The organism is Xanthomonas sp. A1809, from assembly GCF_017746015.1.
Taxonomy (GTDB): Bacteria; Pseudomonadota; Gammaproteobacteria; order Xanthomonadales; family Xanthomonadaceae; genus Xanthomonas; species Xanthomonas euvesicatoria.
Window position 1 is genome coordinate 124850 of record NZ_JAGHWZ010000009.1, and the last position, 21795, is coordinate 146644.

The 21795-nt window shown below is 65.5% G+C and carries 20 protein-coding genes; 9 read left to right on the forward strand and 11 right to left on the reverse strand.

The genetic code is table 11. The features are described 5' to 3' along the window. Positions 1-124: 124 nt before the first annotated feature. The 3 genes from orn to mntR form a co-directional block, all read right to left on the reverse strand. Complete coding sequence (orn, locus tag J7396_RS13265; protein WP_029819517.1) at positions 125-709, reverse strand: oligoribonuclease; 585 nt, start codon at positions 707-709, stop codon at positions 125-127. A gap of 71 nt (positions 710-780) precedes the next feature. Beyond that, positions 781-1296, reverse strand: coding sequence for a tRNA adenosine(34) deaminase TadA (gene tadA / locus J7396_RS13270; RefSeq protein WP_039416737.1), 516 nt, complete (start codon positions 1294-1296; stop codon positions 781-783). Continuing rightward, positions 1293-1760 (reverse strand): manganese-binding transcriptional regulator MntR, encoded by a 468-nt coding sequence (gene mntR / locus J7396_RS13275; protein ID WP_011347418.1) that lies wholly within the window; start codon positions 1758-1760, stop codon positions 1293-1295. Before mntR ends, tadA begins: the two co-directional genes overlap by 4 nt. A 141-nt stretch (positions 1761-1901) precedes the next feature. On the opposite strand from mntR, the gene J7396_RS13280 reads away from it, so the two are divergent. Further along, positions 1902-3236, forward strand: coding sequence for an Nramp family divalent metal transporter (locus tag J7396_RS13280; protein ID WP_209261569.1), 1335 nt, complete (start codon positions 1902-1904; stop codon positions 3234-3236). 761 nt (positions 3237-3997) lie between these two features. Continuing rightward, entirely contained in the window at positions 3998-4822 is an 825-nt protein-coding gene (locus J7396_RS13285; RefSeq protein WP_011347416.1) for an alpha/beta hydrolase, read from the forward strand. Positions 4823-5126: 304 nt separating this feature from the next. Here the strand turns inward: J7396_RS13285 and J7396_RS13290 are convergent, their stop codons facing one another. The 7 genes from J7396_RS13290 to J7396_RS13320 form a co-directional block, all read right to left on the reverse strand. Continuing rightward, entirely contained in the window at positions 5127-5285 is a 159-nt protein-coding gene (locus J7396_RS13290) for a XapX domain-containing protein (protein WP_008577142.1), read from the reverse strand. Beyond that, positions 5282-5512, reverse strand: coding sequence for a DUF1427 family protein (locus tag J7396_RS13295; RefSeq protein ID WP_057682197.1), 231 nt, complete (start codon positions 5510-5512; stop codon positions 5282-5284). Before J7396_RS13295 ends, J7396_RS13290 begins: the two co-directional genes overlap by 4 nt. A gap of 4 nt (positions 5513-5516) precedes the next feature. Then, positions 5517-7145 carry an MFS transporter gene (locus J7396_RS13300; protein WP_046932269.1) on the reverse strand — a complete coding sequence of 543 codons (1629 nt, stop codon included), beginning with the start codon at positions 7143-7145 and terminating at the stop codon, positions 5517-5519. Positions 7146-7239: 94 nt separating this feature from the next. Then, positions 7240-9087 carry an amidohydrolase gene (locus J7396_RS13305; RefSeq protein ID WP_209261570.1) on the reverse strand — a complete coding sequence of 616 codons (1848 nt, stop codon included), beginning with the start codon at positions 9085-9087 and terminating at the stop codon, positions 7240-7242. A 113-nt stretch (positions 9088-9200) separates the two neighbouring features. After that, entirely contained in the window at positions 9201-9635 is a 435-nt protein-coding gene (locus J7396_RS13310) for a DoxX family protein (protein WP_011347412.1), read from the reverse strand. Then, complete coding sequence (locus tag J7396_RS13315) at positions 9632-10288, reverse strand: hydrolase (RefSeq protein WP_011347411.1); 657 nt, start codon at positions 10286-10288, stop codon at positions 9632-9634. Before J7396_RS13315 ends, J7396_RS13310 begins: the two co-directional genes overlap by 4 nt. Beyond that, positions 10285-10707 (reverse strand): AraC family transcriptional regulator, encoded by a 423-nt coding sequence (locus J7396_RS13320; RefSeq protein ID WP_029819527.1) that lies wholly within the window; start codon positions 10705-10707, stop codon positions 10285-10287. The genes J7396_RS13315 and J7396_RS13320 overlap by 4 nt, the downstream gene beginning before the upstream one ends. Positions 10708-11224: 517 nt before the next feature. Between J7396_RS13320 and J7396_RS13325 the strand changes: the two genes are divergently transcribed. The 4 genes from J7396_RS13325 (at position 11225) to J7396_RS13340 (ending at position 16996) form a co-directional block, all read left to right on the forward strand. Then, complete coding sequence (locus J7396_RS13325; RefSeq protein WP_209261571.1) at positions 11225-14317, forward strand: sensor histidine kinase; 3093 nt, start codon at positions 11225-11227, stop codon at positions 14315-14317. Then, positions 14310-14951 carry a response regulator transcription factor gene (locus J7396_RS13330; protein WP_008577924.1) on the forward strand — a complete coding sequence of 214 codons (642 nt, stop codon included), beginning with the start codon at positions 14310-14312 and terminating at the stop codon, positions 14949-14951. The genes J7396_RS13325 and J7396_RS13330 overlap by 8 nt, the downstream gene beginning before the upstream one ends. Positions 14952-15203: 252 nt before the next feature. Beyond that, positions 15204-16331: a Cache 3/Cache 2 fusion domain-containing protein gene (locus tag J7396_RS13335; RefSeq protein WP_029819529.1), complete on the forward strand. Its 1128-nt coding sequence runs from the start codon at positions 15204-15206 to the stop codon at positions 16329-16331. A 44-nt stretch (positions 16332-16375) separates the two neighbouring features. Beyond that, positions 16376-16996, forward strand: coding sequence for a hypothetical protein (locus tag J7396_RS13340; protein WP_031422913.1), 621 nt, complete (start codon positions 16376-16378; stop codon positions 16994-16996). 211 nt (positions 16997-17207) lie between these two features. Here J7396_RS13340 and J7396_RS13345 read toward each other — a convergent pair whose 3' ends face one another. Further along, positions 17208-18131 (reverse strand): LysR family transcriptional regulator, encoded by a 924-nt coding sequence (locus J7396_RS13345; RefSeq protein ID WP_209261572.1) that lies wholly within the window; start codon positions 18129-18131, stop codon positions 17208-17210. Positions 18132-18246: 115 nt separating this feature from the next. Between J7396_RS13345 and J7396_RS13350 the strand changes: the two genes are divergently transcribed. The 3 genes from J7396_RS13350 (at position 18247) to J7396_RS13360 (ending at position 21786) form a co-directional block, all read left to right on the forward strand. Then, on the forward strand, positions 18247-19377 hold the full coding sequence (locus J7396_RS13350) for a YeiH family protein (protein WP_209261573.1): 1131 nt from the start codon (positions 18247-18249) through the stop codon (positions 19375-19377). A gap of 183 nt (positions 19378-19560) precedes the next feature. Further along, complete coding sequence (locus J7396_RS13355; protein WP_008577918.1) at positions 19561-20472, forward strand: helix-turn-helix domain-containing protein; 912 nt, start codon at positions 19561-19563, stop codon at positions 20470-20472. Between the two features lie 132 nt (positions 20473-20604). Beyond that, positions 20605-21786 (forward strand): cytochrome P450, encoded by a 1182-nt coding sequence (locus J7396_RS13360; RefSeq protein ID WP_011347403.1) that lies wholly within the window; start codon positions 20605-20607, stop codon positions 21784-21786. Positions 21787-21795: the final 9 nt, after the last annotated feature.

Genomic DNA, 21795 nt, shown 5'->3' on the forward strand with positions numbered 1-21795 from the left:
GTCGCCATCGAGTGACCTGCACCCCGCGCAGTCGGCTGAGGAGTCGACTGGCGCACGCATGCGTGCCATTGGAATGGGACACCGGCGACACGCCAACAGCCTGCAACAACGCCGTGGCCAACGCTCAGCCCTCCACACCCGCCGCAGCATCGCCACCGAGCGCACCCATGAACTGACGGTAGTGGCGCAACTCGTCGATCGAATCGCGCACATCGCTCAGGGCGGTATGCGCCGAACTCTTGGCAAACCCGTTCGCCACCGTGGGCGCCCAACGTCGCGCGAGTTCCTTGATGGTGGACACGTCCAGATTGCGGTAATGGAAATAGCGTTCCAGGCGAGACATCTGACGGTGCAGGAAGCGGCGATCCTGGCAGATCGAGTTGCCGCACATCGGCGAGGCGCCGGCACGGATCCACTCGCTCAGGAATGCCACCGTCTGCGCTTCAGCCTGCGCGTGGGTCACCTGGCTGTCGAGCACGCGCTGCCACAGACCCGAACGGCGGTGCTGATTGCGGTTCCATTCGTCCATCGCTTCCAGGGTTTCCAGCGGATGCGCAATGGCCAGTTCCGGCCCCTCGGCAAGCACGTTCAACTGCGCATCGGTCACGATGGTGGCGATCTCGATGATGGAATCGCGATCGGTATCCAGGCCGGTCATTTCCAGATCGATCCAGATCAGTCGGTCGTTGCCTGCAAGGTTCTCTGCCATATCGCCGTCCTGTGGAGGCCGTCGCCGGCCGGATGCTGAAGAGGGCGCGCATCATACCGCGGCCACGTCGCTCAGGGCGCAAGTGGTGGCTTGCCGCGCTTGGCCCTGAAGTAATTGGTCAGCCGCAGGCTCGCCTCGGCCGCAAGCACGCCACCGCACACCTGCACGCGATGATTGTGGCGCGGGTCGGCAAGCAGGTCGAAGACGCTGCCGCAGGCGCCGGTCTTGGGATCGCTGGCGGCGAACACCACGCGCGCGATCCGCGCATGAATCATCGCCATCGCGCACATCGCGCACGGCTCCAGGGTGACGTACAGCGTGCAGCCGATCAGGCGGTGATTGGCCAGGCGGCGCCCGGCTTCGCGCATTGCCACGATTTCGGCATGCGCGCTGGGATCGTGGCTGGCGATATTGAAATTCCAGCCTTCGCCAAGCACGTTGCCTTGCGCATCGACCAGCAGCGCGCCGACCGGGATTTCGTCATAGTCGCGCTCGGCACGCTCGGCCAATTGCAAGGCATGCCGCATCCAGTGCTCATCGATCGCCGCGTGCGGCGTTTCGGTCGGCGCATCAATGGGCACACTCACGTGGCCGCACCGCCCTGGCGGTCCAGGAACGCGGCGAACGCGGCAACCGTGGCTTCGCTGACGTGGTGTTCGATGCCCTCCGCGTCGCGGCGCGCGGTGGCTTCGTCGATGCCAAGCGCAAGCAGGAAGCGCTCCACGATCTGGTGGCGCTGCCGGCTGGAGGCGGCCAGCGCCTCGCCGGCCGGGGTCAGGAACACCCCACGGTAGGGACGCTGCACGACCCACCCATCGCGCACCAGCCGCTTGAGCATCTTGGCCACGGTGGGCTGCGCCACACCCAGGCGCGCCGCGATATCGACCTGACGTGCCTCGCCGCCATCCACCAGCAGATCGGAGATGAGCTCCACGTAGTCTTCGACCAGCTCGGCGCGGCGCGCTTCGCGTACCTGACGGAAGCTCTCCATGTGCACCTGCGCATCGATCAGGACCGGCGCGGCCGCTTCCACCTTTTCGCTCTTGCCCACCCTCGTCCTCGTCATCGTCGCCGGCGTCGATGCCGGGCGCATAGTTTGAAGCACACGACAGATCAATACGATTCAAATTGCCAATGCTCAACAGCATAGCAACTGCTATATCATGCATTGACCCCGTTGTGACCCGAGTGCATGTCCGCCAACACCGCCGCCTCAGCGCCATCGCCAGCCACCGCCACCGGCGGCCTGGGCGACCACCAGGCCAGCGTCTCCGTGCCCAAGGGCGGCCATTGGTGGTTCCGCCTGCTGGCCTTCCTGGGACCGGGCTACATGGTGTCGGTGGGCTATATGGACCCGGGCAACTGGGCCACCGATCTGGCCGGCGGGTCGCAGTTCGGCTACCTGCTGCTGTCGGTGATCCTGTTGTCGAACCTGATGGCGATCGTGCTGCAAGGTTTGTCGGCGCGGCTGGGCATCGCGACCGGGCTGGATCTGGCGCAGGCCTGTCGCGTGCGTTATCCGCGTGGCGTCAACCTGGCGCTGTGGGGCATTTGCGAACTGGCCATCATCGCCTGCGATCTGGCCGAGGTCATCGGTACCGCGATTGCGTTGAAGCTGTTGTTCGGGATTCCGCTCACCCTGGGCGCGATCATCACCGCGGTGGATGTGGTGCTGGTGTTGCTGCTGATGAACCGCGGCTTCCGCGCGCTGGAAGCCTTCGTGATCGCGCTGCTGCTGATCATCTTCGTGTGTTTCGGCATCCAGATCGCGCTGGCCGCACCGCCGGTTGCGGCGATCCTGGGCGGTTTCATTCCGCGTGCGCAGGTGGTCACCGACCCGCAGGCGCTGTATCTGGCGATCGGCATCATCGGGGCGACGGTGATGCCACACAACCTGTATCTGCATTCGTCGATCGTGCAGACGCGCGCGTATCCGCGGACCGATGTCGGCCGGAAATCGGCGCTGCGTTGGGCGGTCACCGACAGCACCGTGGCGTTGATGTTCGCGTTGTTCATCAATGCCTCGATCCTGATCCTGGCTGCGGCGGTGTTCCATGCGCAGGGCCGCACCGACGTGCAGGAGATCGAACAGGCGCATGCGTTGCTGGCGCCGATGCTGGGCGTCGGCCTGGCCTCGACGCTGTTTGCGGTGGCGCTGCTTGCCTCGGGCATCAACTCCACCGTGACCGCAACGTTGGCCGGGCAGATCGTGATGGAAGGTTTCCTGCAATTACGCCTGCCGCCGTGGATACGGCGCTTGCTCACCCGCGGTATCGCCATCGTGCCGGTGGTCATCGTGACCTGGCTGTATGGCGAAGCCGGTACCGCACGGTTGTTGGTACTCAGCCAGGTGGTGTTGTCGATGCAGCTGCCGTTTGCGGTGATTCCGCTGGTGCGCTTCGTGTCCGACCGGCAATTGATGGGCGCGCTGGTAGCGCCAGCGTGGCTGGTACGCATCGCGTGGGTGATCGCGGCGGTGATCGTATGCCTCAATCTGAAGCTGCTGTGGGATACCGCGCTGCATTGAGATGCGGCATCGGCTCGGGTGTTGCACCGGCGTTCGATCAATTGTTTCGCATCGCCCGGACAGCTGGAAGACGACGTCGCGCTTTCTTCCCTTCAATGCGCACCATCGCTGTTGGTGATGCTTGAGAGCTTACCCAGCGTGTCCTGCGATGATGGCTGGACACGCTCTCTGCAGCAGACTCGACTGACTCGAGGTGGCGGTGCCCTCGCCGCTCGCAGGACACGCCGCAAGTACCTTCTATGTAGGCTCGATGTCGGGATCCATGCTGCCAACGGTGAGCACACCGCACCAGACAGGTGCTCGGTGAGGTGATTGAAGAGCGAAACATCACGCTACCGCTTGAGCCCGTCGCCAGCGCTGTGCGCATGTATACGTTTCTTCCATTACGGCCTGCGCATCGCTCGAATCGACCACATTCTGCGCCAGTTCGCGCACTGCGCACGCATGTGCAATCTGCCTCGTGCCCCACGCGCTCTACTTGGCGCATGCACCGGTGTGTCTTTTGCCTGCAGTGGCCTTGCGCTGCGTAGGCATGCCTTGCATGACGCGCCAACGCGCGCATGCGACCGTCGGGCTGCATGCCCTCGCCTGCAGGAGTTCTTATGGATCCGTTCGAGGCGTATCCGGCCGATGCCGGGCGCCGCCACTTTCTCATTTCCGGCACGGCAGCCGTGGCAGCGTTATCGCTGCCACATCTCGCCAGCGCTGCCGCGGCCACGCGCATGCCATCCACCTCCTCGTCCACTCACGGAGTCAAGCAGATGTCCAATTTCGTCAAACGTCCCGACGGCGCCAACATTTTCTACAAGGACTGGGGCAAGGGCCAACCGGTCGTGTTTTCGCACGGCTGGCCACTCAGCGCCGATGCCTGGGATGCGCAGATGTTGTTCATGGGCCAGCACGGCTTCCGCGTGATTGCGCATGACCGCCGCAGCCACGGCCGTTCGTCGCAGACCTGGGACGGCAACGATATGGACACCTATGCCGACGATCTGGCCGCGGTGATCGAGGCGCTGGATCTGAAGGATGCGATCCTGGTGGGCCATTCCACCGGCGGTGGCGAAGTGGCGCATTACGTTGGCCGCCATGGCAGCAAGCGCGTGGCCAAGGTGGTGCTGGTGGGCGCCGTGCCGCCGCAGATGGTCAAGAGCCCGACCAACCCGGGCGGCCTGCCGATGAGCGTGTTCGACGGCATTCGTGACGGTGTGGCCAAGGATCGTTCGCAGTTTTATCAGGACCTGACCACGCCGTTCTTCGGCGCCAACCGCGATGGCCACAAGGTCACCCAGGGCATGCGCGATGCGTTCTGGCTGCAGGGCATGCTGGGTGGGCATAAGGGTCAGTACGACTGCATCAGGGAATTTTCCGAAGTCGATTACACGCCCGACCTGAAGAAGATCGATGTGCCGGCGCTGGTGGTCCATGGCGACGACGATCAGATCGTGCCGATCGATGCATCCGGCAAGATGTCGGCCAAGATCATCAAGAATGCAGAATTGAAGATCTATGCCGGCGCGCCGCACGGCCTGACCGTGACCCATGCGGACCAGTTCAACAAGGATCTGCTGGCGTTCGCAAAAGCCTGATCGAAGTTGGATGGATCGGCGAAAGGCCGGCTCGACAGAGCCGGCCTTTTTTGATCTGGCGCTAGTGATCGCGCAAGCACCGCTCACGCCCGGACAGGTTGTTGTCGGGCGGTATCGACGCTGCGCTCGGACCTACACCTTGCCAGTGATGGATCCCGATTCGCACACCGGCCAGGTCTGCCTGACGGTGAGAGTCGTTGCTGTTCGCTGCGCTTCTCAGGCTCAGTCGAGATCTTGGTTGACTGAGGGCATCATGCGCTCGCCGCTCTCAGGACACGCCGCATGCTCCCGACACCGTGGCGCTTCAGCGCAGCAACCAGTCGGCCAGCAGGAACCCGACGCTCATCGCCACGACGAGCAATGCACCGGTCAGACGTGGCGGAGCGGGCAACGGCAAGTCGAGCAACCGGCAGCCGATGCCGATCGCCAATGCGAGCAGGACCCCGAGCACTGCCAGGCTCATGCATCGCCCTGCCGGCCAACGCGGCCGCTGGGTCCGCCACAATGCTCTAGATTCTTCGCCGCGCGCCGGGCCAGAAAGCGGTCGGCCAGTGCATAGCCGCACGTCATTGCCAGCACCAGCAGCGCACCGACGAAGGCCGTCGGTGCAGGCGATGGAATGCCAGCCACACGGCAGCCGAAGCCGATTGCCACACCCAGCGCGACACCGCTGATGAACTTCCAATTCATGGCATCAGATATCCGAGTGCGCGTGCGGCGGCAGCGCAGCACCGCCGCCACCGACGAAGTGGCGCACCACCGGCGCGCGCTCGCCGTGATGCAGGGCGCGGATCTGTTCCTGCAATTGGCGGTCGTCGCCGGTGACGCGTTCGTGCTGCCGCAGATGCTCCAGCCATGAGGCGACGATGAAGTATTCCAATTGCACACCCGGCGTTGCAGCGTCTTCGGCAATGCCCCAGACCACGGCGCCGTCGCGGCGGCGCGCGTTGCCCAGTTGCGTCATCAACTGCAAGAATGCGACGCGTGCCTCGGCAGCGATACGGTATTCCACCGTGACCAGCACCGGGCCGCGGTCGTGCTCGACGCGATCGGTTTGCGCAGGTGCAGGCCAATGTCCGCCGGGGGCGAGGTCCAGCTGTTCGGTTCCGGCAATCCGCGCGCGTTTGACCAATAGCGCGGCGATCACTGCACCGGCAGCGGCGATCTGCAGTGCTGTCGCAATCGACGTGCGTTGCGCCAACGCACCCCATAACAGCGAACCGCCGGCCATGCCTGCGGAAAACACCACGATGTACAGCGACAATGCACGCGCACGCACCCACGCAGGGACGGCGGTCTGTGCGGCGATCTGCAACGACGACAGCACCGTGATCCAGGCCAGACCATTCACCACCATCACCACGCACAACACGCCAAGCAGCCGCGACAACGCCAACCCCAGCAGCGATGCGGCGCACACCAGGGTGGCAACGAACACCAGCAGATCGCGGTCGTAGCGCGCACGCAGGCGCGGCAACAGCAAGGCGCCGCTGATTGCGCCCATGCCGATGCAGCCCAGCAAAATGCCGTAGCTGCCGGCGCCCAGTTGCATATCGCGGCGGACCACCAGCGGCAGCAACGCCGTCAACGCGCTGGCGAACACGAAAAAACCCGCAGCCTTGATCAGCACCGCCTGCAGGCGACCGGCGCGCGCGGCGTAGCGCAACCCTGCGCGCAGGCCTGCGCCAAAGCTCTCCGGCGGCAGCGCCGAGGCACGCACATCGCGGCGCCACCGCCACAGCACGTACAGCATCATCCCAAAGGTCAGCCCGTTGAGCAGGAAGGCCCACGGCGGGCCGAATTGCGCCACGATCAGCCCACCCACGGCCGGGCCGATCGATCGCGCGATGTTCATGCCGATCGAATTGAGCGCCACCGCCGAAGCCAGCATCGGGCGCGGCACCAGTTCCGACACGATCGCTGCCTGCGCCGGCATCGCCATTGCTGCGCCCACGCCCATTGCAAAGGTGAGCGCCACCAAGACCCACGGCGTCAGCAACTGCAGATGCGCCAATAACGCGAGCATACCGGCCACCAGCAGCATCCAGGCCTGGGTCAACAGCAGGTAGCGACGACGGTCGACGATGTCGGCCAGCGTGCCGGCGACCAGTGCCAATAGCACCACCGGCAAGGTGGTGGCCGACTGCACCGCCGCCACCATCAATGGCGAGCCGGTCTGTTCGGCCATCACCCAGGACGCGGCGACATCATTGATCCAGGTACCGACGTTGCTGCCCAGGATCGCCAGCCACAAGGCACGGAAGACCGGCTCACGCAGCGGCGCCCAGGCACCACCTTCGGCAGGTGCGGCAGAAACAGTCATCGCGGCAAGGCTCCAGGCAATGGGACGAAACAGACAACGCACAGGTGTGCCGCGCGCAACGCACAGGCACGCAGATGTGCTGGCGATACCGCCATCAGAACGCGAAGCACGCGCATCCCAAGGCGCCCCAGAAACTACGTAGATCATCGGTGGGGACCGCATGTTGCCCGGCGTGCGCGTGCGCGCCGTGGGCACGACACGCGTGGCCGTGTGCATGCGTGTGCGTTGCAGCGGACAGCCCGCTTACCGCGCCTCCAACCTGATAGCCGCCGAACCGATTCACCGGCGACCAGTCCGGCATGGCAGGCGGCAGCGTGGGAGCGAGCGCGGCAAAGTCGCCATCGCCATGCACAACACGCCCGCCCAGCACGGTCAGCACGCTGGTGATGTCGGCGATGGCCGCATCGTCGATGCGGAAGTAATCGTCAGACAACACGATGAAGTCGGCCAACTGCCCTACCGCCAAGGTGCCCTTGCGGGTCTCGTCGCCGGAAAACCAGGCGCTGCCCTGCGTCCACAAGCGCAACGCCTGTTCGCGATCGAGCAGATTGTCCTCGCCATACAGGGCCAGACCGCCCACCGTGCGGCCGGTGACCAGCCACGACAGCGCCACCCACGGGTTGTAGCTGGCCACGCGCGTGGCATCGGTGCCTGCGCCGACCGGAATTCCCGCTGCGAGCATGCGTCGCACTGGCGGCGTCTGTTTTGCAGCCTGCACACCGTAGCGCTGCACGAACGCCTCGCCCTGGTAGGCCATACGATGCTGCACGGCGATGCCGCCGTTCAAGGCTCGGATGCGGTCGATATTGCGCGGGGTAATCGTTTCGGCATGGTCGATGAACCAATGCAGGCCGTCGAACGGGATGTCGGCGTTGACCTTTTCATAGACATCGAGAATGCGCGCGATGCTTTGGTCGTATGTCGCATGGATACGAAATGGCCAGCGCTTTTCCACCAATAGCCGCACCACCTGCTCCAGCTCGGGCTCCAGCGCCGCCGGCAGCTCTGGGCGCGGCTCGCTGAATTGTTCGAAGTCTGCCGCGGAAAACACCAGCATCTCGCCGGCGCCGTTGTGACGCAGCAGGTCATCGCCCTTGCGCACCGGCAGTAAGTCGGTCCAGCCGCGGAAGTCCTCGACCTCCCTGCCCTTGTTCTGGGTGAACAGGTTATAGGCAATGCGCACGCTCAGTTGGCCGGCTGCGTGCAGCTGTTCGATGACCTGGTAATCCTCCGGATAATTCTGGAAACCACCACCGGCGTCGATCACCGAGGTGATCCCGAGCCGGTTGAGCTCGCGCATGAAATGGCGAGTGGAATTGGCCTGGTATTCCAGCGGCAGACGCGGGCCTTTGGCCAGACTTGCGTAAAGGATCAACGCGTTGGGCTTGGCCAGCAGCAACCCCGTGGGGTTGCCCAACTTGTCGCGCTCGATGCGCCCGCCCGGCGGATCCGGCGTGGTCTTGTCGTAGCCGCAGGCTCGCAGCGCGGCACGATTGAGCAAGGCACGGTCGTACAGATGCAACAGAAACACCGGCGTGTCCGGCGCGATGGCGTTGATCTCCTCGAGCGTGGGCAGGCGCTTTTCAGCGAACTGATGCGCAGTGAAACCGCCAACCACGCGCACCCACTGCGGCGCTGGCGTGCGATCGACCTGCACCTTCAGCATGGCCATGGCGTCGGCCAGCGAGCGCACGCCATCCCAGCGCAGCTCCAGGTTGTAGTTCAGACCACCACGGATCAGATGGGTGTGGCTGTCGTTGAGGCCGGGCAGCAACCGCCGCCCCTGCGCATCGATGGTGCGCATGCCCTGCGCCAAGGCCATGATCTGCGCATCGTCGCCGACTGCCACGATGCGTCCATCGGCAACGGCGATGGCAGTGGCACTGGGCTGGCGCGGATCGAGCGTGGTAATGCGCGCATTGCGAACGACGAGATCGACCATGGGAGACTTCCCTGACGCAGACGAGGCAGCCGGCAATGCACCCAACGCAAGACCGGCTGCGGCGCCCTGCATCCACACGCGTCGACCGGCATCGTGATTGCCCGCAGTGGGGCTCATGCCGCGCGCCTACGCAGACGATCCAGCGACCAGTCGCCACCACCGACTGCAGCCAGTGACAGCAAGACGACCATCCACATCAGCGGATACTCCATGCCGCCGTGCATCCAGAACCATCCGTTGGGAATGGCAACCAGCACGGTGGTTGCGATGAACAGCGCTGCCAATGCGGCGCTGGCACGCGTCCACATTCCCAGCAAGACCGCCAGCCCGGAGAGGGTCTGCATCAGGGCCAGCAGCAGCGGTAACGGTGCAGCGGATGGAAGGCCGAACTGCTGCAACTCGGCGGCGAACCCGGTCAGGCCCGGTCCACCGAACCAGCCCAGCAACTTGCCCAGCCCATGCGGCAGCAGGAAGCCGCCGCCGGCGATGCGCAGCATCAGCAACGCTGACGAAAGTCCGGCGGTGCCACGTGGTGCCGATAGGTTCAATGCCCGCCTTCCTGCGCACCGAACATGCTCTTGGCGTACTGGATGCCGATGCCGTAGCCGCCGGCATGCGCGCGTGCAATGCCGGTGGTCAGCGCATAGGTGTCGCTACGTGCCCAGTCGCGCTGCAATTCCAGCAGGTACTGCACACTGGTCATGGGCGCAGCGCCGGCCTGCACCATGCGCATAACGGCACGTTCGTGCGCCTCGTCGCTCACGTCGCCGCAAGCATCGGTGATGACGTACACCTCGAACCCTTGGTCGATCGCCGACAGTGTCGGGCCCACGATGCACACGCTGGTCCACAGACCGGCGATCACCAGACGCTGCTTGCCGAGTGCGTTGATGCGATCGATCACGCCCTGGTCTTCCCAGGCGTTCATGCTGGTGCGATCCAATACCGGCTCATCCGGAAAGATGTCCGGCAACTCCGGGAACAACGGGCCGGAGAACGATTTTTCTGCGACGGTGGTCAGGATCACCGGCACCTTGAAGCCTTTGGCGCCCTTTGCAATCAAGGACACATTGTTGCGCAGCGCCGAAATGTCGATGGTGTGCGTGGCGAACGCCATCTGCGATTGATGGTCGATCAGAATCAGGGTGTGATCGCCAGGCGATAGCAAGGATGTGCCGGGCACGGCAATTGCAGTGGTCATGCGGGTTGCTCCATGGAAAGTGACACCGATTCATCGCCGCGCCGCTGCGATGAGGGCATGTGTGCAGCCCCGCATGTCTCCATCGCCGTCTGCGCGGCGAAACGCGCCGGCGTGCACCCGGTGGCGTTGCGAAAGCTGCGAACGAAGTGGCTTTGATCGAAGAAGCACAGATCGGTGGCGATCTGGCTGATGGTGTGGCGGCCTTCGCGCAACATCGCCTGGGCACGTTCGAGCCGACGATGACGCAGGTATTCCATTGGACTGGCGCCGACCGCATCGCGAAATACGCGGGCGAAATGGAAGCGGCTCAGACAGGCAGCTTGCGCGAGATGCGCCACGCTGACAGGTTCGTACAGATGCGTGTCGATGTACTGCATTGCGCGCGCAACAGCGCGCACACGCGGCGCCTGCGTTTGCATGCGCCCTGCAGCACGCGTCTCGGGGCAAGCGATGGCAGTCAGAGGTGCCACGGGGCGTCTCCGGGGGGAATGACCGCATGGTGCCGGGGACAGCCTCGTTGCCCTACCCCTGATGGTGAGGCGAATCTTTCCCTCTTTCGGGGGAGCGCTTGCACGTCTTCGCCACGGGCAGCGGCCTGGATGCAATGCGCGTTCGATCGAGCGCGGCGTCATGCCCCGGTGCAGTGCCAGTGCGATCCAGAGAGCGCAGACGCATCGCCACACATCGCGCTGATCAGACGGCGCGCGGTTGTTCAATATCGCGATCAACATGCAACAGCGCGTCGCGGCGACCGCCAAGCAACCGCAACCGCAACGCGGTGCAGTGAGGCTGCAGCATGCCGAGGCGTTGCGCGCCGCCCTACGGTTCGCGCATCACGCGCGCGGCCTGAGTCAGTCGCTAAACGAATTCTTCCCGCACGTCCCTCCCCCGAAAGAGGTGGTGGTGCTTCCCCCGATCCCGCCCGACAATGATGCGATGCCGCATGCGTCCGTCATCCATTCGCTTTGCTTGTCGCGCTTGCGCGCGGCAGCGGTGGTGGCGCTGTGGTGGCTACTGATGCTCTGTCGTCCTGCCTGCGCAGCCGGCATCGCCGCGACTCGCGACGGGCTGCTGCAGTTCCACCACACGGCCTGGAGCATCGAGCGCGGTGCGCCGGCCGACATCTGGGACATCCAGCAAGCCGATGGCGGCGCGCTGTGGCTGGCGACTGGCTTCGGGCTGTTCAAGTTCGACGGCGAACACTTCACCCGGCAGGCAGCGCCGGAGGGCGAAGCCTATGCATCGCACAACATGACCGCACTGTCGCTGACCACCGACGACGGCGCGTGGATCGGCTATTTCAATGCCGGCATCGATCGCCTGGCCGACGGCCATCTCACCCATTTCGTCCCCGGCAAGGATGTGCCGGATGGGATGGTCTTCCGCATCGAGCGCGATGGCAGCGGCCGTCTGTGGGCCGCCATCGATGGCGGGCTGTGCTGGTTCGACGGACAACGCTGGCATCGCGCCGGTGCCGACTGGGGCTACCCGGAATCCAGCGCGCAATGGCTGCTGCGCGATCGCCGCGGCATCCTGTGGGTGAGCGATGGCAGCCGCATCCTGTCGCTGCAACCGGGTGCACGACGCTTCGAATCCAGTGGCCAGCAGGTCGGGCACTTCACCACCATGGCCGAGCACCCGGGCGGCGCGATCTGGGTCGCCGATCCGCACCGCGGCGTGTTCGCGCTCACCGATGCGCATGGCGTGGTGTTACCCGCCGTGGCACGCAACCGGCTGCAGTTTCCCGGCTTGTTCGCGCATCGCATCCGTTTCATGCGCGATGGCGCGCTGTGGGGCAGCGACTACATCGCAGGCGGGGTGTTCCGTGTCGCCCAACCCACATCGTCGGCGCCCGTGCTCGAACGCTATGGCCCGGTGCAGGGTCTGACCTCCTCCACTGCCGGCCCGCTGCTGGAAGACCACGAAGGCAACCTCTGGGCCGGCACCAATCTGGGGCTCAACCGCTTCCGCCATCGGGCCCTGCTGCCGCTGGCGGCATTGCTGCCCGGCCAGACCACGGCGGTGGCGGTCTTTGCAACCGTCGCCACGCCAAGTGCACCGGTGTTGCTGGCGGTCCTGCGCGACGAGCGCCAGCTGGCATTGACGCGGACCGGCATCCAGGCCCTGCAACGCGGCGCGCCTGTCGGCGTGCTCCAGGTGCCGTCCAACGCCAACGGCTGGTTGCTCGGCGACAACCGCCTGCTGCGCCTGCACGCAGGCCGCACGCACTCCCTGCCCCTGCCGCAGGATGCGCGCACCGGATCGATCCGCGCGTTTGCCGTCGATGCCCAGGACTCGCCCTGGGCGTGTCCCGATGCCAGCGGCCCGCAGCGCTGGGACGGCCATCGCTGGCAGCCGATTGCGAGCTTGCAGGACCAACCCTGTTCGGTCCTGGTGGCTGCGCCAGATGGCGCGCTGTGGGTAGGCAGCGTCACAGGCGAGCTCAGCGTGCTACGTGGCGGGCAGGTACAGCACTACACCGCCAACAACGGCTTGTCGGTCGGCCCGATCACCGCCATTTGGCGCAGCGCAGCCCTCACCCTGGTGGCCGGCGAAAGCGGGCTGGCAGTGCTCGGCAGCGATGGCCGCTTCCAGCAGGTGGCCGATCAGGCCAATCCGGTGTTGCAGGGCATCACCGGCATCGCGCGCGACCGTCACGACACCTTCTGGTTGAACGGCAATCGTGGCGTCGTGCAAATCGGCCGGCAGGCATTGCTGCGCAGCCTGCGCAACGGCCTGGTCAGCCCCACGCTGCGCCTGTACGACATCATGGATGGCCTGCCCGGCGTCGCCCAGCAGGCCACCCCGGTGCCCACCGCGATCGCGGCGGCCGATGGCCTGCTCTGGTTCACCACCAACCAGGGCCTGGCCTGGCTCGACCCCGAGCAAACCTATCGCAACCCAACCGCGCCGAAGGTCTTCATCACCGAGGTGGTTGCCAACGACCGGCCTTACCCGCGTCAGGACGGCCTGCACCTGCCCAAGTGGACCGACCGTCTGCGCATCGGCTACGACGCCATCAGCCTCACCCGCCCGGAGCGCGTGCGGTTCCGCTACCGGCTGGAGGGGGTGGATGCACGCTGGCAGGACGCCGGCAACCGCAACGAGGCCTTCTATACCAACCTTGCACCGGGGCGTTACCGCTTCCGTATTGCGGCCGCCAACAACGACGGCCTGTGGAATGCACGCGGCGACACCCTGGCCTTCGTCATCGAACCGGCCTTCATCCAGACCTGGCAGTTCAAGGCCTGCTGCGCGCTGGCGTCGCTGCTGGCGCTGGGCGTTGCCTGGCGCATGCGGACCCGGCAGGTGGCCGGGCGCCTGCGCGCGCGTCTGGAAGAGCGCTACCGCGAACGCGAACGCATCGCCCGCGAATTGCACGACACCTTGCTGCAGGGCACCCAAGGGCTGATCCTGCGGCTGCATGCTGCCAGCCGCTCGCTTCCCTGGAACGATCCGCGCCGGCTGGAGCTGGAACAGGCGGTGGATCTGGCCGAAAACGCGCTTGCCGAAGGCCGCGATCGCGTCAACGGCTTGCGCGACAGCCAGTCCCTGCACGAAGACCTGGCCGCCGCCCTGCAACGGGCGCGCAACGCCAGCATGCCGCCGCCAACGGCCGCACTGCAGGTCTGCGTCGAAGGCCGGCCCATGCGCCTGCGTCCCCTGGTGGCCGACGAGCTGTTCCAGCTCGGGCGCGAAGCGCTCGCCAATGCCGACCGGCACGCCAACGCCACCGGCATCGCGCTGGAACTGCGTTACGGTTCTCGTGACTTCACGCTGCGCATCCGCGACGATGGCCGCGGCCTGGACCCGGACGTGCTGCACGGCCACGCCCGCACCGGGCATTGGGGCCTGACCGGCATGCAGGAACGCGCGCAGCGCATCGGCGCCAAGATGCAGCTGTGGTCGCGTCCCGGCAGCGGCACCGAAATCCAGATCACCCTGCCCGCCCGTGCCGCCTACCTGCGCGCCAAGCGGTGGTGGTGGCCATTTCACACCGCACGACCCACGGAGAGTTCCAATGGCTGAGATGGCCCGACCAACCGGGGTGCTGGTGGTAGACGACCATCCGCTGCTGCGCGATGGGCTCAGTGCCATGCTCGCCGCCGAGCACGACATGCGCGTGGTCGGCGAAGCGGAAGACGGCGAGCAGGCAGTAGCCTGCTACATCCGCCTGCGCCCGGACGTGGTGTTGATGGATCTGCAGATGCCACGCGTGGACGGGGTCGAGGCCATCCAGCGCATCCGCCAGGTCGACTCCGCCGCCAAGGTCATCGTGCTGACCACCTATACCGGCGACGTGCGCGCGGTGCGCGCCCTGCAGGCAGGCGCCTGCGGCTACCTGCTCAAGAGCGCGCTGCGCCGCGAGCTGGTCGACACCATCCGCGACGTGCGCCGCGGCCAGCGCCGGCACGTGCCGGCCTCGGTTGCCGAAAACATCGCCGCCCATGTGCTCGACGATGCCCTGTCCGCGCGCGAGACCGAAGTGCTGAACCTGGTCGCCACCGGCTGCTCCAACAAGCAGATCGGCAGTGCCTTGAGCATCTCCGAAGAAACCGTCAAGGCCCATATGAAGAACATCCTGGGCAAGCTCGGCGTGCGCGATCGCACCCATGCGGTCACCGTCGCGCTGCGGCGGGGGATCCTGTCGCTGGAGACCTGAGCGGCGGCTCGCCCATCCTGCGCCCCCACGGGCAGCTTTTGCTACGCGGTCGACCATTCTTGAACGCGAGGCGACACGCGCGATAGCTCCGCACGCTCAAACCGATCGGCTTACGCTATCGTATGCACCGCCAAGCGGCATGGGGGCCGCTTCAGCATCTGGTTCGGCAGCCGATAACGGCTACGTCCAACCGCCGCACTGCGCTGCGGCGGCACTCGACTCACTCATTTAAACGCGTTCAGGGGAATTGCGATGCTTCGTCACTCTTTGCGGGTGCGCCTGCTGTTGCCGGTGCTGGCCTTGGTGCTGGTTGTGGTGGTGGCACTGACGGTCATTCTGGCCATTACCGAAGCGAACCGGGTCAAGTTCGAAGCCGGCGACGCGATCGAACGCCAGTCGGTGTCCTTGCAGACCTTGTTCGCGGTCACCCGCGCGATGATGCTCGACCGCGTCAATTCCTCCATGCGCCAGCTGCGCAGGGAAGCCAACAAGGAAGGCGCTCCCAGCGTTGGCGGCGACGTCCGCGTTGCCGATCGTAGCGCCAACGACCTGCTGCTGGGCCAGCGCTCGCAGGCAAATGCCTTCACCTTGGTGGACGAGGTCACCGCCATCCACGAAGGTACCGCAACGCTGTTCTCGCGTACCGGCGACGACTTCGTGCGTATCTCCACCAACGTCAAGAAGGACGACGGCAGCCGCGCCATCGGCACCGTGCTCGATCCGAACGGCCAGGCCGCTGCCAAGCTGCGTAACGGGGAAAGCTTCTACGGCGTGGTCGATATTCTCGGCAACCCGTACGTCACCGGCTACGAGCCGATCTTTGCCGGCAACGACAAGCGCGTGATCGGTGCGTGGTACGTCGGTTACAAGGCAGACACCCAGGCGCTGGAAAACGTGGTCAGCAGCCGTCGCGTGCTCGACTCCGGCTTCATTGCCGTGTTCGACAGCAAGAACAAGCTGCGCTTCCAGTCCACCACCGGCGCCACCACCGATACCGCCACCATCGAGCGTATCGTCAAGGACACCCCGGATGATTGGGTCGTCACCAAGGAACAGGTACCCGATTGGGGCTTCACCCTGGTCTCGGCCTATCCCAAAAGCGACGTCAATGGCGTGATCGTGCGCCAGTCGCTGTGGATCGCCGGCATCGGTCTGCTGGTCTGCGCCTTGTTGCTCGGCCTGCAGTGGGCCTTGATCTGGAGCCGCGTGTTGCGCCCGATCCAGCACTTGACCACCGTGGCCGAAGAGCTGAGCCTGGGCAAGTGGAACCACACCATCGCAGAGGTCAACCTCAAAGATGAAATCGGTACGCTGGCGCGCGCCATCTCCCGCTTGTCCAACAGCGTCCGGTTGGCCATGGAGCGCCTCAGCAAACGCTGAGTCGCTGTCACCCATTCCGTACCTGATGCTGCAAGGAAGACGCCATGTCCACTGAATTCCGTCCGCTGATCGAGATCCTGCGCGAGCTCAAAGCGCTGGCATTGAAGAAGGCGTCCGGCTTTCTGTTCATCGTCACCGAGGAAAACCACTCCTGCATCGTCCGCATCAACAGCGGGCAGATCGAAGAAGTGGTGTTCCGCATGCTGCGCAATGACGAGGCGGTGCAACGCCTCACCATGGTCAACGCGGCCAAGGCGCGCTTCCAGGCCGACCCCGGGGCGGGCCTGGGCAAACCCTCGCTGTTGAGCGACGACTCGCGGCAGTGGTTGATGGGCGGTTTTGAACAGGATCTCGGCGGCGCACCGTCGCCGGTGCGTGCGCCGGTTGCCCCGACACCGGCACCTGCCGCAGCTGTCGCAAGCGCGAGTGCGGCGCCGGTCGCCGGTGGCGACAACGCCGGGCCCGACGAGCGCGTTCGCAGTGCACTGGAATCGGTCGCGCTGAACTACCTCGGCCCGATCGCCGGCATGCTGTGCGATGAAGCCTGGGACGCCTCCAGCGACATCGAGCAGGTGCTCAGCCAGCTCGCCGCCAACCTGGCGACACCCCAGGAAGCACAGAAGTTCATGGCCGACGCCCGCGTGGCATTGGCTAAGGTTCGCTGAGGAGCATCTCAGTTCGGCTCCTGCATCAAGGCCGCGCACTGCGCGGCTTTTTTTTGGGCGCGGCAAGGGCGCCGGCCATGCGTTGCAACATCAAGCCACGTCGAGGCAGGCCGAACATCGGCTATGCGTTGCTGGTCTGCGAAGCGTGCGCAGTGGCCAGCGTGACGATAGATCATGGCATCCGACCCAGGCTCGGCATGTCGGCCATCCATCAGCAAGCGCGCAGCTCATGCAGATCGCAATGCGCCACGAAGCGCTGCAGATTGCCCGACAGACGTTTTTGCCGGTGCTGGATCCGGTAAAAGCGCCGGGTCAGCCGCGGCAAGGTGGTCTGCAGAATCACCAGCCTGCCCAGCGTCACCAGGTCCTGCACCGCGCACAGCGATAGGCAGGCCAGTCCCAGTCCTTCTGCCGCCGCCTGCTTGATCGCCTCGGTGCTGCCCGGCTGCAGATCGCTGTGCAGATGATGCAGGTGCGGCAGTAAGACCCGTTCTACCGCCTCGCGCGTGCCGGAGCCGGGCTCGCGAAGCAGCCAGTGCGCCTGTCGCAAGGCCTTCAACGGAACCCGTGCCTGCATGGCGGCCTGCGCCAATGCATGCGTCGGTGCCGCCACGATCACCAGCTCGTCCTGTCGCCAAGGCACGACCTGGAGGTCTGCCTCATGGCACGGGCCTTCGATCAAGCCGATATCCACCTCCAACCGGCTCACCGCGGCGGCCACCTCGCGTGTGTTGCCGATGACCACGTCCACCGCCGCGCCCGGCCACGCGCTTCGATAGCTGGCAATCAGCGACGGCAACACATAGTTGCCGATGGTGGTGCTGGCCCCCACGCGAAGGCGCGTGAGCAACGGCGCAGCCGCGGCAGCGGCACTCCCAAGGCCGAACTGGCCTTCGATCTGCTGCACGCCATCGAGCACTGCCCTGGCCTGCGGCAGCAATGCACGGCCATTGTCGTTGAGCATTAAACGCTTGCCGATGCGGTCGAACAGCTGCGCGCCGAGCAGGCTCTCCAGTTCATTGAGCGCACCGCTGGTAGCCGACTGCGACAGCGCCACACGCTCTGCGGCCGCGGTAGTGCTGCCGGTATCGGCCACGGCCGTGAAGATCAGGAGTTGCCGCAGGGTCAGGCGCATGGAGCTATCGTTTACCTGTTTTATCGCTAGGTTATAACGAAATTATCCGTTTGTTGGATAGTTCCGGGCAGTCCACAGTGCGCTCCTGCCTGCCGCACGTTGCGATGAAACCACCATGTACAGCACTCCTGCCCCACTCAACCTTTTGCAAGGCCATGCCGCTGGGGCCACCCGGCGCCTGCGCCAGTTGGTGCCCGGTCTTGCATTGACGGGCCTGCTGGCTGGCGCGTCGATGCAGCTGGGCAAGATCGGCGGGCTGCAGGCCAACGGCGTCAGCGCGCTGACCCTGGCCATCCTGCTCGGCATGCTGGCCGGCAACACGTTCTATCCGCGCCTGGCTGCGAACGCCGACCCGGGCGTGCGTTTTTCCAAGGCCACCCTGCTGCGGCTGGGCATCGTCCTGTACGGCCTGCGCCTGACCTTCCAGGACATCGGCAACGTCGGCTGGACTGGCGTTGCCATCGACGCGGCGGTGCTGTGCAGTACCTTCGGCCTCGCCTGTTTCGTTGGCACGCGCGTGTTCGGCCTGGACCGCACCACGGCGATGCTGATCGGTGCGGGTAGCTCGATCTGCGGTGCAGCCGCCGTGATGGCCGCCGAACCCGTCGTCCGCGGCCGCGCCGATCAGGTGATGGTCGCGGTGGCCACGGTGGTGGTGTTCGGCACGCTGGCGATGTTCCTGTACCCGGTGCTGTATCACCTGGTCGCGCACTCCCGCGGGTTCGCCCTGTCGCCGGCGGCATACGGCGTCTTTGCCGGTTCCACCATCCATGAAGTGGCACAGGTGGTCGCTGCGGGTCGCGCCATTGGCGAGCAGGCCGCAAATACCGCAGTGATCGCCAAGATGGTGCGGGTGATGCTGCTGGCGCCGTTTCTTATCGCCCTGTCGGCCTATCTTTCTCGTACCAGGGGAAAGCACGCAGATCCCTCAAAGTGCGATGGCGGTACCGACCAGAACGCGCGCACGCAGCCCGGCAGCGTCGTGATGCCCTGGTTCGCGCTTGGGTTCATCGCGGTTGCTGGACTCAACTCGCTGGCGTTGCTGCCACCGACGCTGGTGCACCAGGCGATCGACATCGATACCGTCCTGCTGGCGATGGCCATGGCCGGCCTGGGATTGACGACGCACGTCTCGGCCATCCGCAAGGCCGGCATCAGGCCGCTGGCGCTTGCAGCCATTCTGTTTGCATGGCTGGTTTGCGGCGGCTTTGCCCTCAATGTGGGCATCACCGCAATGTTCCGCTGACGTGGAATTCGGGATGGGTGCATCCCATCACGGCATGTGGATCCCCACTCCCGCGGAATCAGCCAGCCGCTCGCCAACCTGCAGATTGATGCGCCGCAAAACGACAGGGGCGCAATCGCGTGCATCATCTTGCGACCCGCCCCGGGTCAGCCAGCCGTTGCTTCCGTTCCGGAGGACGTCGCCATGCCAACCACCGAGCTGTTCGACACCACGGCGATCCAGGCCGGCGCGCGCCTGCGCTATTGGAAAGACCTGGTAAGAACGGCCTTCGACAACATGGAGATCGAGCCGGCATCGCAACGCTTCTGCGCGCGCATGCAGAGGCGAGGCTTCGGTTCGATGCACCTGACCACCGTCGAGTCGACTCCCGTGGCGATCGATTCCAGGCGCAGCAGCAAATACGATGGCATCTACCTGATGCGCAACGAGCATGGCAGCTGCGACGTCTATCAGCATGGCCGGCAGGCGCGTTTGCAAGCCGGCGAACTGGTCGTGTTGCGCGCGCGCGATCCGTATCGCATCGAATGCAGCCGCGATCACCGCACACGCGTGCTCTACCTGCCCGGCACCGATCTGGCCGATCAGTTGGCTGCGCAGAGCGCCACCGCTTATCGCGGCGAACAGTTCCAGTTGCTCGGCAATTTCATCACGCATCTCGATCACCTCGGCGCCGGGCAGCACGTCTCGACGCTGCTGACCACCGCCTGTGCCCTGTTGGCGCTGACCTGGCCTGCGGCTGCCGGCACGCATTCGGGAAGGAGCACCGCGCTCGCCTGGCAGGCGCGCCTGCGCCAGCATGTGCATCAGCATCTCGCCGATCCGGGGCTCGGTGCGCAGAGCATCGCCCGGCATTTCGGCATCACGCCCCGCTATGTGCAACTGCTGTTCGCTGCCGCGCACACCTCCCTCGGTGCCTATGTGCTCGAACAGCGCCTGCAGTGGGTGGCCGAGCGCCTGCGCGATCCGGTCGCCGCGCCCATCGGCGAGATCGCGCTGGAGGCAGGCTTCAGCGACGTCTCGCATTTCTGCCGCTGCTTCCGCAAACGCTTCGGCAGCAGCGCACGTGCCTACCGCAACGGCGCAAACGCCGGTTAGCGTGCAGCGCTGGATGCCGATTTCGCTCCTGGTCAAGTTTGCTTCGTCGCTCGCCAAGCGCTGCCGCCGTCGCGCTCTCTAAGCTGCGCGTGCCCATGTCGGGTACGAACCACCAGCCGGAGGCGGCACCGCATGAATGCCTTGAGTCGCATCAGCAGCGATATCGATCTGTTTACCGACGACGCGTTGCACGACCCCTACCCGCTCTATGCCGAACTGCGCAATCTCGGGCCTGCCGCCTACCTGCGCACCTATGACCTCTACTACCTGGGCCGCTACGAGCAGGTGCGCAAGGCGCTGATGGATTGGCAGACATTTTCGTCCGCGCAGGGCGCCGGGCTCAATCCGGTCATCAACAAGCAGTGGGAACACGCGCTGATCTGCGTCGATCCGCCCATGCACGGTGGCACCCGCAAGCTGTTCACCGAACGTCTCGGTCCACGCCATCTGCAGCACGTCCAAGACACCATCCATCAACGCGCCGACGAACTGGCAAGAAGCCTGCAGCAGCGCGAGCAGTTCGATGGCGTACGCGACGTCGCCCACGACCTGCCGGTCAATGTCATTTTCGATCTGATCGGATGGCCGGAAGAAGCGCGCGGCGAACTGGCGGCGCTGGCCGCCGGCTGCTTCGATGCCTGTGGCCCGGACTCCTTACGCATGCGCGCGGCCCTGCCACGCCTTGAAGCGATGCGGGCATTCGTCGCCGACACCTACGACCGCGATCGGCTTACGCCCGGTGGCTTCGGTTCCACGGTCGCCGCCGCCGGCAAGCGCGGCGAGATCCCGCGCGAAGCGGCCATCGGCCTGATGGAGGGCTATGTGATCGCCGCCTTCGACACCACGATCAATGCCATCAGCAATGGGCTATGGCAGTTCGCGCAACATCCCGAGCAGTGGGAAAGGTTGCGCCAGGATCCGGGCAAAGCACCTGCCGCCTTCCAGGAGATCGTCCGCATCGACAGCCCGCTGCAGCACCTCTCGCGCGTGACCACCCGCCAGGTCGATCTGGGCGAAGGTGTCGTGCTTCCCGCAGGCGCGCGGGTGATCGTGAGCTATGCCTCGGCCAATCGCGACGAACGCCATTATCCGGAACCGGACCGCTTCGATATCGAGCGCAATCCCGTCGATCACCTGGGATTTGGGCTGGCGACGCACAATTGCGCAGGCCAGGCGCTCGCCAAGCTGGAAGGGATGGCCACATTCGCAGCGTTGGCCCGCTACATCGACCACTTCACGCTGACCGGGCCGGTGCAACGCATTCCCAACAGCATCACCCGTGGGCTGTCGCATCTGCCCATGCGCGCGCACTAGGAAGCGACC

What these genes read in the sequence shown, in the direction of transcription:
- orn (WP_029819517.1), bottom strand. Translation starts at nt 709, where the DNA reads ATGGCAGAGAACCTTGCAGGCAACGACCGACTGATCTGGATCGATCTG.
- J7396_RS13280 (WP_209261569.1), top strand. Translation starts at nt 1,902, where the DNA reads ATGTCCGCCAACACCGCCGCCTCAGCGCCATCGCCAGCCACCGCCACC.
- J7396_RS13285 (WP_011347416.1), top strand. Translation starts at nt 3,998, where the DNA reads ATGTCCAATTTCGTCAAACGTCCCGACGGCGCCAACATTTTCTACAAG.
- J7396_RS13290 (WP_008577142.1), bottom strand. Translation starts at nt 5,285, where the DNA reads ATGAGCCTGGCAGTGCTCGGGGTCCTGCTCGCATTGGCGATCGGCATC.
- J7396_RS13295 (WP_057682197.1), bottom strand. Translation starts at nt 5,512, where the DNA reads ATGAATTGGAAGTTCATCAGCGGTGTCGCGCTGGGTGTGGCAATCGGC.
- J7396_RS13300 (WP_046932269.1), bottom strand. Translation starts at nt 7,145, where the DNA reads ATGACTGTTTCTGCCGCACCTGCCGAAGGTGGTGCCTGGGCGCCGCTG.
- J7396_RS13305 (WP_209261570.1), bottom strand. Translation starts at nt 9,087, where the DNA reads ATGGTCGATCTCGTCGTTCGCAATGCGCGCATTACCACGCTCGATCCG.
- J7396_RS13315 (WP_011347411.1), bottom strand. Translation starts at nt 10,288, where the DNA reads ATGACCACTGCAATTGCCGTGCCCGGCACATCCTTGCTATCGCCTGGC.
- J7396_RS13320 (WP_029819527.1), bottom strand. Translation starts at nt 10,707, where the DNA reads ATGCAAACGCAGGCGCCGCGTGTGCGCGCTGTTGCGCGCGCAATGCAG.
- J7396_RS13325 (WP_209261571.1), top strand. Translation starts at nt 11,225, where the DNA reads ATGCCGCATGCGTCCGTCATCCATTCGCTTTGCTTGTCGCGCTTGCGC.
- J7396_RS13330 (WP_008577924.1), top strand. Translation starts at nt 14,310, where the DNA reads ATGGCTGAGATGGCCCGACCAACCGGGGTGCTGGTGGTAGACGACCAT.
- J7396_RS13335 (WP_029819529.1), top strand. Translation starts at nt 15,204, where the DNA reads ATGCTTCGTCACTCTTTGCGGGTGCGCCTGCTGTTGCCGGTGCTGGCC.
- J7396_RS13340 (WP_031422913.1), top strand. Translation starts at nt 16,376, where the DNA reads ATGTCCACTGAATTCCGTCCGCTGATCGAGATCCTGCGCGAGCTCAAA.
- J7396_RS13345 (WP_209261572.1), bottom strand. Translation starts at nt 18,131, where the DNA reads ATGCGCCTGACCCTGCGGCAACTCCTGATCTTCACGGCCGTGGCCGAT.
- J7396_RS13350 (WP_209261573.1), top strand. Translation starts at nt 18,247, where the DNA reads ATGTACAGCACTCCTGCCCCACTCAACCTTTTGCAAGGCCATGCCGCT.
- J7396_RS13355 (WP_008577918.1), top strand. Translation starts at nt 19,561, where the DNA reads ATGCCAACCACCGAGCTGTTCGACACCACGGCGATCCAGGCCGGCGCG.
- J7396_RS13360 (WP_011347403.1), top strand. Translation starts at nt 20,605, where the DNA reads ATGAATGCCTTGAGTCGCATCAGCAGCGATATCGATCTGTTTACCGAC.